The organism is Paeniglutamicibacter sulfureus, assembly GCF_039535115.1.
Taxonomy (GTDB): domain Bacteria; phylum Actinomycetota; class Actinomycetes; order Actinomycetales; family Micrococcaceae; genus Paeniglutamicibacter; species Paeniglutamicibacter sulfureus.
Window position 1 is genome coordinate 2,940,661 of sequence record NZ_BAAAWO010000001.1, and the last position, 15,147, is coordinate 2,955,807.

At 60.8% G+C, this 15,147-nt stretch carries 15 protein-coding genes; 9 read left to right on the plus strand and 6 right to left on the minus strand.

Annotated elements, in window-relative coordinates; all coding sequences use genetic code 11:
• Positions 1 to 11: 11 nt before the first annotated feature.
• Positions 12 to 1,490, minus strand: a complete 1,479-nt coding sequence (locus tag ABD687_RS13425) for an NAD-dependent succinate-semialdehyde dehydrogenase (RefSeq protein ID WP_310290421.1) — start codon at positions 1,488 to 1,490, stop codon at positions 12 to 14.
• Positions 1,491 to 1,629: 139 nt separating this feature from the next.
• On the opposite strand from ABD687_RS13425, the gene ABD687_RS13430 reads away from it, so the two are divergent.
• The 5 genes from ABD687_RS13430 (at position 1,630) to ABD687_RS13450 (ending at position 6,838) form a co-directional block, all read left to right on the plus strand.
• On the plus strand, positions 1,630 to 2,952 hold the full coding sequence (locus ABD687_RS13430; protein WP_310290419.1) for an MFS transporter: 1,323 nt from the start codon (positions 1,630 to 1,632) through the stop codon (positions 2,950 to 2,952).
• Between the two features lie 173 nt (positions 2,953 to 3,125).
• Positions 3,126 to 3,743: an alcohol dehydrogenase catalytic domain-containing protein gene (locus ABD687_RS13435; RefSeq protein ID WP_310290415.1), complete on the plus strand. Its 618-nt coding sequence runs from the start codon at positions 3,126 to 3,128 to the stop codon at positions 3,741 to 3,743.
• A gap of 121 nt (positions 3,744 to 3,864) precedes the next feature.
• On the plus strand, positions 3,865 to 5,517 hold the full coding sequence (istA, locus tag ABD687_RS13440; RefSeq protein ID WP_302262615.1) for an IS21 family transposase: 1,653 nt from the start codon (positions 3,865 to 3,867) through the stop codon (positions 5,515 to 5,517).
• Positions 5,518 to 5,539: 22 nt separating this feature from the next.
• Positions 5,540 to 6,283: an ATP-binding protein gene (locus tag ABD687_RS13445; protein WP_302262616.1), complete on the plus strand. Its 744-nt coding sequence runs from the start codon at positions 5,540 to 5,542 to the stop codon at positions 6,281 to 6,283.
• A gap of 51 nt (positions 6,284 to 6,334) precedes the next feature.
• A complete protein-coding gene (locus ABD687_RS13450; protein WP_344761021.1) occupies positions 6,335 to 6,838 on the plus strand; it encodes a zinc-binding dehydrogenase in 504 nt (167 codons plus the stop codon).
• 61 nt (positions 6,839 to 6,899) lie between these two features.
• On the opposite strand, the gene ABD687_RS13455 is transcribed toward ABD687_RS13450, so the two are convergent.
• The 4 genes from ABD687_RS13455 to ABD687_RS13470 form a co-directional block, all read right to left on the minus strand.
• Positions 6,900 to 7,283, minus strand: a complete 384-nt coding sequence (locus ABD687_RS13455; protein ID WP_310290409.1) for a hypothetical protein — start codon at positions 7,281 to 7,283, stop codon at positions 6,900 to 6,902.
• A 100-nt stretch (positions 7,284 to 7,383) separates the two neighbouring features.
• On the minus strand, positions 7,384 to 8,406 hold the full coding sequence (locus ABD687_RS13460; RefSeq protein ID WP_302263670.1) for a TerC family protein: 1,023 nt from the start codon (positions 8,404 to 8,406) through the stop codon (positions 7,384 to 7,386).
• A 369-nt stretch (positions 8,407 to 8,775) separates the two neighbouring features.
• Entirely contained in the window at positions 8,776 to 9,819 is a 1,044-nt protein-coding gene (locus tag ABD687_RS13465; protein ID WP_302263669.1) for a hemolysin family protein, read from the minus strand.
• A complete protein-coding gene (locus tag ABD687_RS13470; RefSeq protein ID WP_302263668.1) occupies positions 9,816 to 11,162 on the minus strand; it encodes a hemolysin family protein in 1,347 nt (448 codons plus the stop codon). The genes ABD687_RS13465 and ABD687_RS13470 overlap by 4 nt, the downstream gene beginning before the upstream one ends.
• A gap of 426 nt (positions 11,163 to 11,588) precedes the next feature.
• Here ABD687_RS13470 and ABD687_RS13475 point away from each other — a divergent pair, with 426 nt between their 5' ends.
• Both ABD687_RS13475 and ABD687_RS13480 read left to right on the plus strand, forming a co-directional pair.
• Positions 11,589 to 12,161 (plus strand): recombinase family protein, encoded by a 573-nt coding sequence (locus ABD687_RS13475; protein WP_264271142.1) that lies wholly within the window; start codon positions 11,589 to 11,591, stop codon positions 12,159 to 12,161.
• 110 nt (positions 12,162 to 12,271) lie between these two features.
• Complete coding sequence (locus ABD687_RS13480) at positions 12,272 to 12,412, plus strand: hypothetical protein (protein ID WP_302263667.1); 141 nt, start codon at positions 12,272 to 12,274, stop codon at positions 12,410 to 12,412.
• 378 nt (positions 12,413 to 12,790) lie between these two features.
• On the opposite strand, the gene ABD687_RS13485 is transcribed toward ABD687_RS13480, so the two are convergent.
• Positions 12,791 to 13,474, minus strand: a complete 684-nt coding sequence (locus ABD687_RS13485; protein WP_310290405.1) for a DUF998 domain-containing protein — start codon at positions 13,472 to 13,474, stop codon at positions 12,791 to 12,793.
• A gap of 245 nt (positions 13,475 to 13,719) precedes the next feature.
• Between ABD687_RS13485 and ABD687_RS13490 the strand changes: the two genes are divergently transcribed.
• Together ABD687_RS13490 and ABD687_RS13495 are read left to right on the plus strand one after the other, a co-directional pair.
• Positions 13,720 to 14,829 carry a WD40/YVTN/BNR-like repeat-containing protein gene (locus tag ABD687_RS13490; RefSeq protein ID WP_302263665.1) on the plus strand — a complete coding sequence of 370 codons (1,110 nt, stop codon included), beginning with the start codon at positions 13,720 to 13,722 and terminating at the stop codon, positions 14,827 to 14,829.
• Positions 14,826 to 15,113, plus strand: a complete 288-nt coding sequence (locus ABD687_RS13495) for a MoaD/ThiS family protein (RefSeq protein ID WP_264271135.1) — start codon at positions 14,826 to 14,828, stop codon at positions 15,111 to 15,113. Before ABD687_RS13490 ends, ABD687_RS13495 begins: the two co-directional genes overlap by 4 nt.
• Positions 15,114 to 15,147: the final 34 nt, after the last annotated feature.

The following is a 15,147-nucleotide window of genomic DNA, read 5'->3' on the forward strand; positions in this document are numbered from 1 at the left end:
CCCCTTGCAGGTCAGATGTTGAGCGCGATGTACTTTTCGATTTGGTATTCTTCGATGCCCGCGTGCCCACCTTCCTTGCCAAAGCCAGAAGCCTTGATCCCACCGAACGGTGCCGCCGGATCGGCCACCACTGCGCGGTTGACGCCGACCATACCGCTGTCGAGTCGCTCAGCGGCCTTGATCGCCTTGCTCACGTCCCGCGTGTAGACATAGGAAACCAGGCCGAAGGGCGTTTGGTTGGCCAAGTCAAGCGCGGCGTCGTCGCCTTCGACCTCGTAGATGGAGGCAACCGGACCAAAAATCTCACTCGTGGCAATGGTCGAGTCCAGACCAGCATTCGCGACCACCGTGGGGTTAATGAAGAAGCCTGGCCCCTCGGTCGAGTCGCCACCGAAGATGATCTCCGCCCCTTCGGCCACCGCGTCGCTGAGGAGCCGCTGCACGCTGTTGCGTTGCTTCTCATCGACCAAAGGTCCGACATTGACCCCGTCTTCTGTACCTGCTCCGACCCGGAGCTCGGCAACTTTCGCCAAGAAGCTTTCCCGGAAGGCAGGAGCCACGGACTTCTCCACGATGATGCGGTTCGCGGCAACGCAAACCTGCCCGGCGTTGCGGAACTTCGCTACCACCGCACCCGCGGCGGCCTCTTCCACATCCGCATCGGAAAGAACGACAAACGGGCCGTTTCCGCCCAGTTCCATCGACGTAGCCATCACGTTGTCCGCCGCCTGCTTGAGCAGGGTGACGCCAACTGCCGTCGAGCCGGTAAAGCTGACCTTCTTCAGTTCGGTGCGCGACATCAGGGCCTGCGACTGCTTGGACGACGAACTCGTGGTGACAAGGTTAACCACGCCCTTTGGAAGCCCGGCCTCGTGTAGGACCTGCACAAACATGTGGGTCACCAACGGTGTCAGCGCAGCTGGCTTGATGATAATCGTGCACCCGGCGGCCAGGGCCGCAGCCGCCTTGCGCGCGCCCATGAAGAGCGGGAAGTTCCACGGGGTTACCAGGTAGGAAGGGCCAACCGGCTGGCGCGTGGTGATGATTTTGAAGCCGCCGGTGGGCGACTCTGTGTAGGTGCCCTGCTGTTGCGTGACCAGCTCCGAGAACCACTGGAAGTAATCCGCCGACACCTGGACTTCGCCACGCGCCTCCGTGAGCGGCTTGCCCATTTCAGCCGACATCACCCAAGCAATTTCCTCCTTGCGCTCGACCAGCAGCTCGAAGACCTTGCGAAGAATATTGGAACGGTGGCGCGTCGTGGTGCTTCCCCACGCCTCCTGGGCACCGGTCGCCGCGGTCAGGGCATCGAGCGCATCGTGTGTGCTGGCATCGGAAACAGCCGCAATCTCGGTCTCATCTGCCGGGTTCTGCACGGAAAAGACCCTTTCCCCCTCCGCTGCCCGCCATTCACCATCGACGTACAGCCCCAGCGGAACCTCGATCTCTCCAAGCTTCCCGGTAATCTTTTTCCATGGAGCATCAGTCATATGACATCTTCCTTCTATACTAGATTGCACATTTTTCACACTGAATTCAGCAGCGTTCTTGACATACATGTTACATGCAAGGAAGTATGGCTGTGACATAAAGTACATATTTTGTGAAGCCCCCTGAGCGGAGTAATAGATGCCCAACGTTGCGCAGACGCATCGCCATCCGGCGAGACGCGTAGCAGCCGCCTCGATGATCGGTACCACCATCGAATGGTATGACTACTATATTTTCGGCACTGCCGCGGTCCTCGTTCTGAATGACCAGTTCTTCCCCCAGTTGTCCCCTGCAGCCGGGACCCTGGCAGCGCTCGCCACCTTTGCCGTCGCCTTTATCGCCCGCCCTTTTGGTGGCATCCTCTTTGGCCACTTCGGCGACAAGGTTAGCCGCAAGACCATTCTCGTGTGGTCCCTGATACTGATGGGTGTCTCCACTTTCCTCGTCGGCTTCTTGCCTAACTACGATGCCATTGGCATCTGGGCCCCGATCCTCCTGGTCGTGCTCCGTTTCCTCCAAGGATTGGCCGTCGGTGGTGAATGGGGAGGCGCGGTCCTTATGGCTCTGGAGCATGCGCCGAAGAACAAGAAGGCCTTCTACGCATCTTGGACCCAGTCGGGCGTTCCTGCTGCATTGGTTCTTTCCTCCACCATCTTCTTGCTGATGCAGCAGATGGACGAAGCCTCCTTCCATGCGTGGGGATGGCGGGTACCCTTCTGGATTTCGGCCCTCTTGATCCTCGTTGGATTGTTCATCCGCTTGCGGATCACGGAGTCGCCGGAATTCCTCAAGATGAAGTCGGAAAAACGTGAAGTTCGAGTTCCACTCTTCGAGTTGCTGCGCACCGCATGGTGGCCACTAATCCTCGGCACCCTGACGCTGGCATCACCGAACATCATCTTCTACATCTCTTCCGTTTACCTGCTCAGCTACGGTCCCGCTCACGTTGGACTCAACCGTGAATCCGTCTTTATTGCCCTGATCATCGCGGCCAGCATCCAGGTCTTCACCATCCCGCTGGTCGCAATGCTCGCCGATCGGATCGGCAAGAAAACCGTCATGCTGGCCGGTGCCGCCCTAGTCGCTCTTCTGATCTACCCGGTATTCTGGCTTGTCAACACCGGGGAACCGATGGGCGCTCTTGCTGCGATGATCCTGGCTCTGCCCATTGCGCACGCAACCGCCTATTCAGCTGTAGCCAGCTTCATCCCTGAACTTTTCCGGACCGAGGTTCGCTTTACTGGTAGCTCTCTGGCTTATCAACTCGGTGGAATCATCACCTCGGCTCCTGCTCCGTTCATCGCTGCGTACCTGATGCAAAATACCGGCTCTTCCACGGCCGTAGCCACGTACATTGCCGTCGCCGCGGCCATTGGATTCGTGGCCATTGCCCTGGCTCGCAGGGCCAAGGATCCCCGCAGCCCGCAGGAAGCCGACGCCGTTTCCGTCTCGGCCGGCTAACAGTCGCGAAGGCGCAATCGTCGGACGATACGCTTACAAGAATCAAATTAATGGACAGCGAGCCTTTCAGGAAAAAATAAACCTGTCAATGGCCCCAAGAATGGAGTAGTTCCATGCCCAAAGTGGCTGTGTTGAAAGAATTCAATGAATCGGTCGAGTTGCAGGAGTATCCAATGCCCTCCGTAGCACCCGGCGGCGCCCTGGTGGATGTTGCGCTCGGCGGAATCTGCGGCACCGATGTCCACCTGCGCACCGGGCACCTTTCCGTGCCACTGCCACTGGCCATGGGACACGAAGGAGTCGGCCATATCCGGGCACTTGGCGAGGGACTAACCACCGACGTTGAGGGCCAACCACTGACGGTGGGCGACCGCGTTGTATGGGCCAACAACATTCCCTGCGGCAGCTGCTACGAATGCCTTGTGCTGAAAGAACCAACGCTCTGCCTCAACCGCAAGATCTACGGCATCAACCGCAAAGCTTCGGATGCACCACACCTTCAAGGTGGCTGGGCAGAAACCATATCCCTAGAAGCAGGTACGACCATCATCAAGCTGCCGGACACCGTCAGCTTCGAGGAGGTAATCACACTAGGCTGCGCGGGACCAACCGCCATCCATGGTGTCGTTGAAAACCTTACGATCGAACCCGGTTCGATCGTCGCGGTCCAGGGAGCCGGGCCGGTGGGTCTGGCTTCGGCCATGTACGCCAAGGCCATGGGCGCCGCCCAGGTCATCATCCTAGGTGGCCCAACCTCGCGTATTGAGGTGTTTAGGCGGAGCTTTCGGTAGCGCATGTGGAACGAACCGGTAGCAAAAATGTAAGTATCCGGTAGCGCTTCGGGGGATTCAGAGTCAGGATTGCTTTCACCCACGGCAACAGGTCGTGGACAGTGAAAGGAAACCGACCGTAGTGGCTGATTACAAACAAATCATGGCCCTGCTGGTGCAGGGCAATTCGTATCGGCAGGTCCAAGCGCGAGCCGGTTGCTCGCATCGAACGATCTCCAAGGCCCGCCAGGTCCTTGACGACCAGAAACTGACCACCCTTGATCAGGTCGGTGCGCTTAGCGATGAGGACCTTGACCGGCTTTTCAGCGATGGCCGCAAGAACGTGTCCAGCGAGTTCGTTCCCGTCAACATCGATGCCGTGGTGAAGGCCCGGATCGGCCGGAAAAAGCCACCGTTAAAGGTCATGTGGGCCCGCTACCTGGACACCCCGCACACGGGCTCCGCCCGGTTTTACGGGTATGAACGGTTCTGCCAGATCGTTGCCGAGCACGTGAAGGCCAACGACCTGACCAGCCCGCTTACGCACGAACCCGGACGCACGATGCAGGTCGACTGGGCCGGGACCAAGATGCAGCTGACCGACCCCATCACCCGGGAAACCACGAAGGTCTCGGTCTTCGTGGCGTCGTTGCCGTATTCGGGCATGATCTTCGCGTACGGGTCCCTGGACGAGAAGCTTCCAGCGTGGTGCCAGATGCACCGCAGGGCCTTTGAATATTTTCAAGGCGTGACCCAACTGGTCATTCCCGACAATGCCTCGACCGCCTCGAACCAGATCAGCCGCTATGAAAAGGCCCGGGACGTGAACCAGTCCTATGAGGCTTTCCTGGAGTATTACCAGAGCGCGGCAGTCCCGACCGGATCCTACAAGCCGCAAGAGAAAGGCCACGTCGAGGCCGGGGTGAAGATCGTGACGAACTGGATCATCCACTATCTTGCCGACCGGCGCTTCACGACCCTGGATGAGCTCAATGAGGCCGTGGCCGAACAGATGGACATGATCAACGAACGGACGCCCTTCCGCGGTGAGCCCCGCTCCCGGCGTGAGTGGTTCGAGGAAGCCGAGCGCCCCGAGTTGATCGGCCTCCCGGATGAGCCGTGGCGGGAAGTTCAGTGGCGCAAGGCGAAGGTCTCGCGGGACTGGCACGTGCAGGTCGACACGATCAAATACTCGGTTCCGCACCAGCACGCCGGGCAGACCCTGGACGTGCGGGTGGTCGGTGAGCAGGTCACGATCCTTGCCGGCGGGGCAGTGATCGCTTCGCACCAGCGTGGGGCGCGGCGTCATTCCTACGTCACCGACGCCGACCATGCGCCGCACGGGTATGAGGACACCTCACTGCTATGGACCCGGGCCTATTTCATCCGGCAAGCGACCAAGGTCGGCCCCTACACGGTCCAGGCTTTGACCCGGTTGCTGGAGCGGAAGAAGATCGAAGCCCAGGGCTACCGGTCGTGCTTGAACATCCTCGAGCTGGGGAAAGGCAACAACCGCAGCCTGTTGGAACAGGCCTGCCACGACCTCTGCGTGCACGACGCGAGGAACCCGATCAGCTATACCGCGGTCAAGCATCGCATCGCCGTCCTGCGTGCGGACCATGCCGGGCGTCCTGCAACTCTCGCTCCTGGCCCGGGGCCGTCCGCTGCGACGGGGAGAACGGTGGGCGTCCGGGATACCAGCCGTGCCCACCTGGACGGGATCTCGCAGTTCAGTCTCGAGGCGCTGACCAACGCAAGCCTGACCGAGCCGACGACGGGGGAAGGCCGTGCTTGACCACCACCTGACGGAAGATGACATGGGGCTGTTTACCAGGTTGCGGATGACCGCGTTCGGCCAGGCTGTCATCGACATGGCCAACGATCCGGCCTATGACGAATGGACGTTCTCCCGCAAGGTCCGTCACGCCTTGGACCAGGAGACCACGGCCCGGGCCCAGCGTCGGGTGGTGAAACTGCTCAAGGAGTCGAAAACGCCCAACCCGGCCGCTTGCATTGAAGAGATCCACTATCTGCCCGATAGGACGCTGAACCGGGAGGTCGTGGCACGGCTCGCGTCGTGCCAGTGGATTGAGCAGACGACGAATCTGGTGATCCTCGGGAAATCAAGTGTCGGCAAATCGTATTTGGCCCAGGCCTTGGTCAACGCGGCTTGCCGGCACGACCACACGGCACGCTACTTCCGGCTTGATGACCTGGCCAATAAGCTCGCGGTCTATCATCGGGCGGACTCCGAACGGCTGAAGTTCCTCGGAGACCTGCACGACTGCGATGTCCTGGTCCTGGATGATTTCCTGACCACGCCGATCAGCCCGGAGACTGCGAGCGAACTGCTCAATATCCTCGCAGGACGTGAACACCGGGGCGCCACGGTGGTGACGTCGCAGTTCGATCCCGAGGACTGGTACAAGTCGCTGCACGATGCGGTGATCGCCGAGTCAATCCTTAACCGCATTGTTTCCAGCAGTGAACTGATCCAGCTTGACGGGCCGAATATGCGCCGGCGCGCCCACGCCGATCAAGGAGCTGAGCCTGCAAGCTAAAGCGGTGGGGTGCTGGTGCGAGGGTTCGGGCACTACCGGGTCCTCGCACCAGTGCTACCGGTTCGTTCCACAGGCGTTACCGAAAGCTCCGTCCATACAATTGAGGTCGCTTTGAAGATAGGAGCTGCGGATATCGCGATCGATATGGATACCTACCCGACCGCCGAAGCACGTCTTGCAGCTTTCCACGAGATTGCCGGCCAGGGAGCAGACGTCGTAATCGAATGCGCCGGTATACCATCCGCGGTGGCCGAATCCATAGACCTGGCGCGGCCAAACGCCCAGGTACTGGTGCTCGGGCAATACACGGATCACGGCCCCACTCCGATCAACCCCCACCTGATCACCAAGAAGCAGCTCAAGGTGTTCGGATCCTGGGGCTTCTCGCCGGCACACTACGTCAAGTACGTGAAATCACTACCGCAGCTGGTCAAGAATCACGATCTGGCTTCCATACTCTCCGTATACGACTTGGAGAACGTGAACGAAGCACTTGCCGATGTAGCATCAGGCGCGGTTACAAAGGCCGCCCTAAGACCTCAGACAGGGAACTAACCAGAAGTAGGGCCAGGGAAAAATGAAATGAGGGCGTTCGCATGCCAACGTGCGAACGCCCTCATTCTGTCCCCAGCAGAGCCGCTGCCGGCAGGGCTATGGCGGTTCGGGCCAGGTCATCGGCACCGGAGGTTCGGGGATGGTCCTTGATGGGAAGTTCCGTGCGTATCCGCTGCTGGATTTGATCCCGCTGGGCCGGGGTCAGGCGTTCGAAGGCTTCGCGGTGCATCTGCTCTATTTGGTGCGGATCGGCTGTTTCCAGGAGGTAATCGTAGCGCGCGATGGCCGCCCGGTCGGCGTTGCTGATCTCTCCGGATGGAACACGCGAATCGGAGCGGTGCGACTGTGCACGGCACGCATCGGGGGAAGCTGGCCGACGGCCGGCAGAACCCTCGGTGGCGCGTCCGTCGCCGGTCAGGGTATCGGCTTCTGCTGCAGTGCGCACGATCGCACGCCAGTCTTTCTGGCCGGCGCTTTGGGCTGATTCGTCGTACCGGACTTGTCCAGGGCTTTCAGGGCGAGGCCGGTGAGTTTGGAGAACATGCTCATTTGGAGTCATCCTTCGTGGTGGAGGGATCGCTCGGTGCAGGTGCAGCGGGACGCTTTTGGTTGCCGCGGGTCTTGAACAGGCTCGCGACGGTGGCCACGGTGATCGTGGCGGCAATAAAGAGCAGGGAGAAGGAGATCGGGATTTCGGGGATCCACAGGAGCGGCTGCCCGCCGTTGATGAAGGCAAGCTCATTGACGTGCAGTGCGTGGAAGACGAGCTTCACGCCAATGAACGCCAGGATGACGGCAAGGCCTTGGGAGAGGTAGACCAGTCGCTCCAGCAAGCCGCCGATGAGAAAGAACAGCTGGCGTAGCCCCATCAAGGCAAAGACGTTCGCCGTGAAGACGATGTAGGCCTGGTCGGTGAGCCCGTAGATGGCGGGGATCGAGTCGACAGCGAAGATCAAGTCGACGAACCCGATGGCGATGATGGTGAGCAGCATCGGGGTAACGAACCGCTTGCCGTCCTTCTTCACGGTGAGCTTGTCTTCGTGGTACTCATCGGTCACCGCCAAGTGGCGGCGTATGAAGCGCATGAACCGGTTGTTGGCCGGATCGCTTTCGTGGTTTGAGAATGCCTGCCGGTAGGCCAACAAGAGCAACAGGGCGCCGAAGACGTAGAAGATCCAGGACAAGTTCTCGATCAGCGCCGCGCCGACGGCAATGAAGATGCCACGCAGTACCAGCGCGATGATGATGCCTACCATCAGTACCTTCTGCTGGTAGATCTTCGGTACGGCGAACGCACCCATGACCAGCAGGAAAACAAAGAGGTTGTCAATCGACAGTGCCTTTTCGGTAAGGTAACCGGCGAAATATTCGCCCCCGTATGTCCATCCCGAGAGCGTGCCGATACCGACACCGAACAGCAGTGCGAGGCTGATGTAAAACACCGACCATCGGGCGGATTCACCGATGGACGGCTCGTGGGGCTTGCGCACGTGGACGAAGAATTCGTAAACGAAGAAGACGATCGTCACGGCAATGGTGATGATCCAGATCAGGGGCGATACCTGCATGAGGGTACTCCAAAGGGATATTGCGTGGACATGACGCCAAGGTCTCCTCCGCTCTGATCAGATCAGAACCGATGGCCCGGGATGCACCAATGCATACGTATTGACGGACCGATCGCGAACGGGAGTACTCCCCTTGATACAAATCAGACTACAACATCGCCGACCGGTCGTTGATGCCATGAGTCCAAGATTCAGGATTTACCCAGCGAATTCCTGGCGACTGTGGAGCCTTCACGACAGGCCAGTTGGGAGTCCACGATCCGGTTTTGGGCAGGTATTCGGGATTCCACCAGGACGCGGGTGGGGAACGGCGCTGGAGCATGCAGTGGGGTGGCCACCGAAATGATGGCCACCCCTCCGTTGCCGTGACTAGAGTGCGGTGTTGCTGTCGTGGCGGATCTGCCCGACTAGTTCTTCCAGCATGTCCTCCAGGGTCACCATTCCGGTGATTGCTCCGGTTGCCGTGTCTCGCACCAGGGCGAGGTGGGCACCATTGCGTTGCATGGCCTGCAACGCCGGACGCACGGATTGGTCGGCCATGAATTCGGGCAAGGCCCGCACGACATCGTCTTCCAAGGGGAGGATGCGGGCCCCTGGGTCCAGTCCCAACACATCCTTGATGTGAACGTAACCCACCGGGGCGCCGGTGGGATCGGTCAACGGGAAGCGCGAGAAGCCATGTGCGGCTGCTGCTTCGACATCTGCCGCACATACATCCCGCGGCAGCGTCTGGACCCGGGCGAAGTCGATGGCCACCGAACCGATGGTGCGGGCATCGAAGCTCAAAGCCCCCATCAGCAGGCGTTCATCGTGGTGGTCAAGGAGTCCGCCTTCGCGGGATTCGGCGACCATGCTGGCCACTTCGTCCCGGGTGAAGGTACTGGCGACTTCATCCTTCGGGGTAACGCCCATACCGCGCAGCACCAAGTTGCCCATGCTGTTCATCAGCCACAGGACAGGGCGCAGGATCTTCACCAGGACCACCATGCTTGGACCCAAGACCAGGGCCATCCGTTCGGGTCCGGCAAGGGCCATGTTCTTGGGCACCATTTCCGCGAACACGACGTGCAGGTAGGTCACCAAGGCGAGTGCGATCGCATAGGACAGGGGGTCGATCCACGAGGCCGGGATGCCGATCGCCTCGAAGGGACCGGCCACCGCGTACTTCACCAATGGTTTGGTGACGTATCCCAGAGCAAGTGAACACACGGTGATGCCCAGCTGCGCGCCTGCCATGACGAGGGAGACGTTTTCGATGGCCCATAACGCCATCTTGGCGCTGCGGCTCCCGCGTTCAGCCTGCGGTTCGATGATACTGCGGCGCGCGGAGATCAACGCGAATTCTGCTCCCACAAAGTAGAAGTTCGCGGCCAGCAGCACGAGGGTGACAACGATTCCAACCACATCGCTCATCGGGTTTCCTCCAGGTCATCGAGTTCGGTGGCCACCACGTCCAAGGCGGCGATTCGCGCGCCTTGGACCTCATTGACAGTGAAGAGCAACTGTTTCCGCAGTTGGCCGGGCAATCCCGGTACGACCAACGTGACAGCGTCCCCCCTGGAAGCTAAACGGCCCAGATGCAAGGTGACCAGACCGGCGAGGGTTTCGTAGTCGGAATTCTCCGGAATCTCGCAGCCGATCAGATCGTTGGCCTCATCCGGGCGCAGGGAGGCATCCAGGAGCCAGTGGTTCTCCGCGAGGATCTGAACGGTGTTTTCCTCGGGGTCATGCTCGTCGCGAACCTCGCCGACAATTTCCTCGACAAGATCCTCGAGGGTGATAAGCCCGGCGATATCACCGGTTTCATCAATCAGCACGGCCATTTGCATGCCGCCGCCGCGCAATTGATCCATCAGCTCATCCAATTCGATGGTGTCGGGAACCAGGATAGCTGTTTCAGCGTATGCGCCCACCGGGGTGGTGGAACGCCGGGCGTGGGGCACCCCCAAGAGGGTGCGGATATGTACGAGCCCGTCTGCTCGATGACCCTGGGCATCGAGCAGGGGGAACCGGGAATGACCGGATTCGGCGGCCAAGGCCAAGATGCTGTCGACGGATTGGTCGGCGGTGACCGAAACCATCCGGGTTCGCGGAGTCATGACATCATGTGCACGGCGGTTGCCAAAGGCCACGGTGCGCCGGAGCATTTCCGCCGTTTCCGACGGCAGCACCCCTTCACGCGCCGAGTGGCCGACCAATGCCACCAGTTCTTCGGCCGACCGTGCCGATGCCAGCTCTTCCTTTGGCTCGATGCCGAAACGGCGCACGATCCAGTTGGCGTTGCCGTTGAAGAAATACAGAAGGGGCCGGGTCACGACGCTGAACCCGCGCTGGAAACCCACCACGGCCTTAGCCGTGGCGAAGGGCTTGGCGATGGCGAGGTTCTTGGGGACCAACTCACCAAAGACCATGGTCAAGATGGTGGCGATGACCAACGCCAGCGCGATGGAAATCGATCGAGCCGCCGTTTCGGGCATCCCGGCGGACTGCAGTGGTCCAACGACCAGCGCCGCGATGGCGGGCTCGGCAAGAAAGCCGATGCCCAGGTTGGTCAGGGTGATGCCCAGTTGGGCGCCGGAGAGCTGGGTCGAGAGGGTACCCATCCCCCTGAGCACACCGACTGCACGCTTGTCACCGGCGTCAGCGGCCGCCTTGACTTCATTTCGGCTGACCGTGATCAGGGAAAATTCCGCGGCGACGAACAGGCCACATCCGAAGATCAGGATGATGGCCAGAAGCAGTGATATCCACTCCATCTATTTGCACCCCCTGCTGTGATGCATCCCTGGGGCGTGCTTGCCCAGCAGAGGGCTTGGACTGTGATATTGACTGCCGCTTGGAGAGTCCATCATTCCTTTCTGGCCGGAGTATCTTCCTACGGCCTAAATACTTCGACTGATTATCCAGCAGACCAGGATCACTTTCGGAAGGAAGCGGACCTTATTCGCCAAATATCCCACGTTTTCACAGCATATACACATCTCTATCCTGATACGCACCTCCTGCACACCTTCAGATTCAGCCGGATTGGGTGCCGCGACCATGGATCCCCCAGCGCGACACTCGAGCAACAGAAATCCAGCATCAAAAAACATTGAAATTCCACGGATGTAGGATTCCCACGAGCCCCGCCCGAGATAATGCATAACCGGTGAAGGTGGAGCAAACGCTACTCTCAAGTCCTGCCATCGCATCTGGTCGGGTGTGCCCGCGTCTCCACGAACCAACAAGACCTCGCCGCCCAACAAGCCGGGCTCAGGGCACTCGGCGTGCCCGACGATCTGGTCTACGTCGACCACGGGCTCACCGGGCGCAACCGCGAACGCCCCGGCCTCCAGCAGGCCCTTGCCGCCTGCCGGGCCGGGGACACCCTGGTGGTCACCAAGCTCGACCGCCTCGCCCGCTCCCTGCCCGACGCGAGCGACATCGTCGAGGACCTCACCAAGCGCCACATCAAGCTGAGGCTGGGTGGGAACGTCCACGACCCCACCGACCCCGTCGGCCGGCTCCTGTTCAACGTCCTGGCCATGGTCGCCGAGTTCGAGTCCGACCTCATCCGCGCCCGCACTCGCGAAGGCATGCAGATGGCCAAGGCCAAGGGCAGGCTCCGCGGCAAGCAGCCCAAGCTCTCCCCCGCCCAGGAAAAACACCTCGTCGCCCTCCACCACAGTGGAAAGCACACCAGCGCGGAAATCGCCGAGCTCTTCGGGGTCGTCGGCAGCACGGTTTACCGGATTGTTCAGCGGTCGATGTAACCGCGATCGCCTTTCCCTCCGCGTCGAGAGCTAGAGTTATCCCGCCAGCCCAAATTACTAAGAGCTATCTGGAAAAGAACAAAGTCGTCCCGTTGAAAGAGGGCCTTCGTATGAACGATCCCAGCAAAGAGCGCATAACCGTCCTGCTTGGCGCGGGAGCTTCAGTGAATGCTGGAATTCCTGCTTCCGTCGATCTTACGAAGAAGATTGTGGAAACAATCGATACAGCTCAAACGCGGGCTATTCAATGAGAGACGACCATATCAATGCTGCTATTAGACGTTGGATCAACAGTGCCCACGATCCCAGGCTCTCGATAATTGATCCCTATCCACCTGGCTTCACTGGGCACAACAACCAACGCAAAAAATTCTATGTTGACGTTCTCAGAACAATTCACGAATTCGATTCTTCGACTGGGCAACACCGGCTCAAATCAGGTCATCAGTTTCTCGGAACTTTTGCCGCAGATGGACTGTCCTCGAACGCAGCTTCAATGCCCTGAAGCAATGGCGCGGCGTGGCGACCCGGTACGACATGCTCTCGCTGACGTGCCGGTCGGCGGTCGTGCTACATGCCGTGCTCATCTGGAGCACCGCCATCAAAAAATCACGATTAGGAGACGCGCCCTAGGAACCGACATTCCGCTGTCCACCCTGGACCGTCGTTCCCGCAGACGGAGGAGCCTGCCCGGAAATCGCCGTGCTGGCAGGAGGAATCGGCCCGCTCCGCCGGGACAAGCGCCTGATGGCATTGCACACCAGTACCCATCCGAGGACTCCGGCCAGGCAGACCCGCTCGGCAAGCCCGAGCAGATTTTGCCCACTGACGGCCGTCAAACCCAGTGACGCGAATCCGGCCGTAGCCAGTGCCGCAAAAAAGACGATGGTCGGGTAGGCACTTCTAAACCCAGGGCCCGAACGCATCCACTTCGTCAGCACCCAAATTCCTACCAGTGCCGCCAAGAAACCCGTGCCGGCAACGTAGAGATGAACGGTGCCGGCAACCGTCGCCGGACTCAGGCCGGACTCGACGCCAACATCGGTCGGGAAAAAGGCCAAAACCGCCGAACACAGGTCCCCGATACCCAAGAACAGAGTCCCTGTGCGCCGAAGCCTCGAAACCCGGCCGACCCGGTTTATGGCTGCAATGACGCACATGGTGGTGACGGCCCGGCCGAGGAAATTCAGATTCATGATCCACCCGAACGGACCAACCGCCAGGTTGCTTTCGGCGTCACTGACCACGCTGTAGTGCGGGGGCAGAAACTGGAGCACCACGTCGACAAGGACGTAGACGGCGACGCCGACCATGGCTGCGACGGCAAACCTCCGTCGGGCAGTGTCCGGGCTCTGCGGGATCATTGCCCAAGCTTCCCACATTGGCATGTCAGCTTTTTCCGCACGGCTCCGATACCGTGGAACGGACAAGGAAAACACGAAAATGCTCCCCGGAAACAGAGGTTTTCTTGTGAGGCAACACATCGATCCACAACTAGGTCTTTTAAGGGTCACCACAACCCTTGAATCCGGGTCGCCGCGGTGTTGCACTAAATGTCATGGACAACGACGCACGCACCATCCTTGCCATCGGGACCAAGAAGGGCCTCTGGCTGGCCGAAAGCACAGACCGCGAAAACTGGAATCTCACGGGGCCCCACTTCGCCAACCTCGAGGTTCCCTCCGTGGCCATCGACACCCGGGACGGCAAGACCCGTATCCTGGCCGGGGTCAACGACTGGCACTGGGGACCCACTGTCGTCTACAGCGGCGACGCCGGCGCAACCTGGTCCGAACCCGAGCAAGGTGCCATCAAGTTTCCCGCGGACACCGACACCGCATTGGCGCGGATCTGGCACCTGCGCCCCGACACCGCCGATCGTCCCGGTGTCGTGTGGGCCGGGTGCGAACCGATCTCGGTCTTCAAGTCCACGGACTCCGGGGAAAACTTTGAACTGAACCGCGGCCTGTGGGACCACCCGCACCGCAGCGAATGGGGTGCCGGCTTCGGCGGGGCGGCGGTGCACAGCATCGTGCCCAATGTCGTGGACGAAAACGTCGTCCACGCGGCCATGAGCACCGGCGGGGTGTATCGCAGCACCGATGGCGGCGACTCCTGGGAACCCCGGAACAAGGGCATCAAGGCGGACTTCTTCCCGGAACCCTTCCCCGAGTTCGGCCAGTGCGTCCACCACATCACCGCGGATGCCGAAAACCCTAACCGGCTCTACGCCCAAAACCACGGCGGTGTTTACCGGAGTGACGATTCCGGCGATGAATGGAACAGCATCGCCGATGGCCTACCGGCGGAATTCGGCTTTGTCTTCCTGTCCCACCCGCGCACCGGCGGCAGCGTGTGGACCATTCCGCTCAAGGGCGCCGAGGAACGCAACCCGGTGGGCGGAAGGCTCTCCGTCTTCCACTCCACGGACGCCGGGGACACCTGGAACGAGCAACACGCCGGATTGCCCGATGCCGACTGGAACGCAGTGCTGCGCGACGCGGCGGCGGTGGACGATCACCCCGAAACCGTGGGCGTCTACTTCGGCACCCGCGGCGGAGAGGTCTTCGCCAGCAACGACGAGGGCGCGCACTTTGTCACGGTGGCCCAACGCCTGCCCGATGTGCTCAGCGTCCGGGCCGCCCAGGTCAACGGTGCGGGGAAATGACGGACATTACCGTCGAAGTGCCCTCGGTGCTGGCTTCCACGCTTGAGGGCCAACGCAGCCTGCAGGTCCCGCTGCCCGAGGACGGCACGGTGGGTGGGATCCTGGATGCGCTCGGCGAGAAATACCCGCTCTTTGGACGGCGGGTGCGCGACGAACGCGGCGAGGTGCGCCGCTTCGTGAACGTCTTCGTCGGGCCGGACAATATCCGCACCCTTGAGGGCCTGGGCTCGCCGGTGCGGGAGGGGCAGAGCGTGCTGATTATGCAATCGGTGGCTGGCGGCTAGCGGAGGATCACCCGGGCCCGACGGGGCAAGCACC

Bases quoted from the DNA above. Each gene is read 5' to 3' on its own strand.
- ABD687_RS13465 (WP_302263669.1), bottom strand. From the start codon at position 9,819: ATGAGCGATGTGGTTGGAATCGTTGTCACCCTCGTGCTGCTGGCCGCG.
- ABD687_RS13485 (WP_310290405.1), bottom strand. From the start codon at position 13,474: ATGGTCGGCGTCGCCGTCTACGTCCTTGTCGACGTGGTGCTCCAGTTT.
- ABD687_RS13425 (WP_310290421.1), bottom strand. From the start codon at position 1,490: ATGACTGATGCTCCATGGAAAAAGATTACCGGGAAGCTTGGAGAGATC.
- ABD687_RS13445 (WP_302262616.1), top strand. From the start codon at position 5,540: ATGGGGCTGTTTACCAGGTTGCGGATGACCGCGTTCGGCCAGGCTGTC.
- ABD687_RS13495 (WP_264271135.1), top strand. From the start codon at position 14,826: ATGACGGACATTACCGTCGAAGTGCCCTCGGTGCTGGCTTCCACGCTT.
- ABD687_RS13430 (WP_310290419.1), top strand. From the start codon at position 1,630: ATGCCCAACGTTGCGCAGACGCATCGCCATCCGGCGAGACGCGTAGCA.
- ABD687_RS13460 (WP_302263670.1), bottom strand. From the start codon at position 8,406: ATGCAGGTATCGCCCCTGATCTGGATCATCACCATTGCCGTGACGATC.
- ABD687_RS13480 (WP_302263667.1), top strand. From the start codon at position 12,272: ATGAACGATCCCAGCAAAGAGCGCATAACCGTCCTGCTTGGCGCGGGA.
- ABD687_RS13470 (WP_302263668.1), bottom strand. From the start codon at position 11,162: ATGGAGTGGATATCACTGCTTCTGGCCATCATCCTGATCTTCGGATGT.
- ABD687_RS13490 (WP_302263665.1), top strand. From the start codon at position 13,720: ATGGACAACGACGCACGCACCATCCTTGCCATCGGGACCAAGAAGGGC.
- ABD687_RS13435 (WP_310290415.1), top strand. From the start codon at position 3,126: ATGCCCTCCGTAGCACCCGGCGGCGCCCTGGTGGATGTTGCGCTCGGC.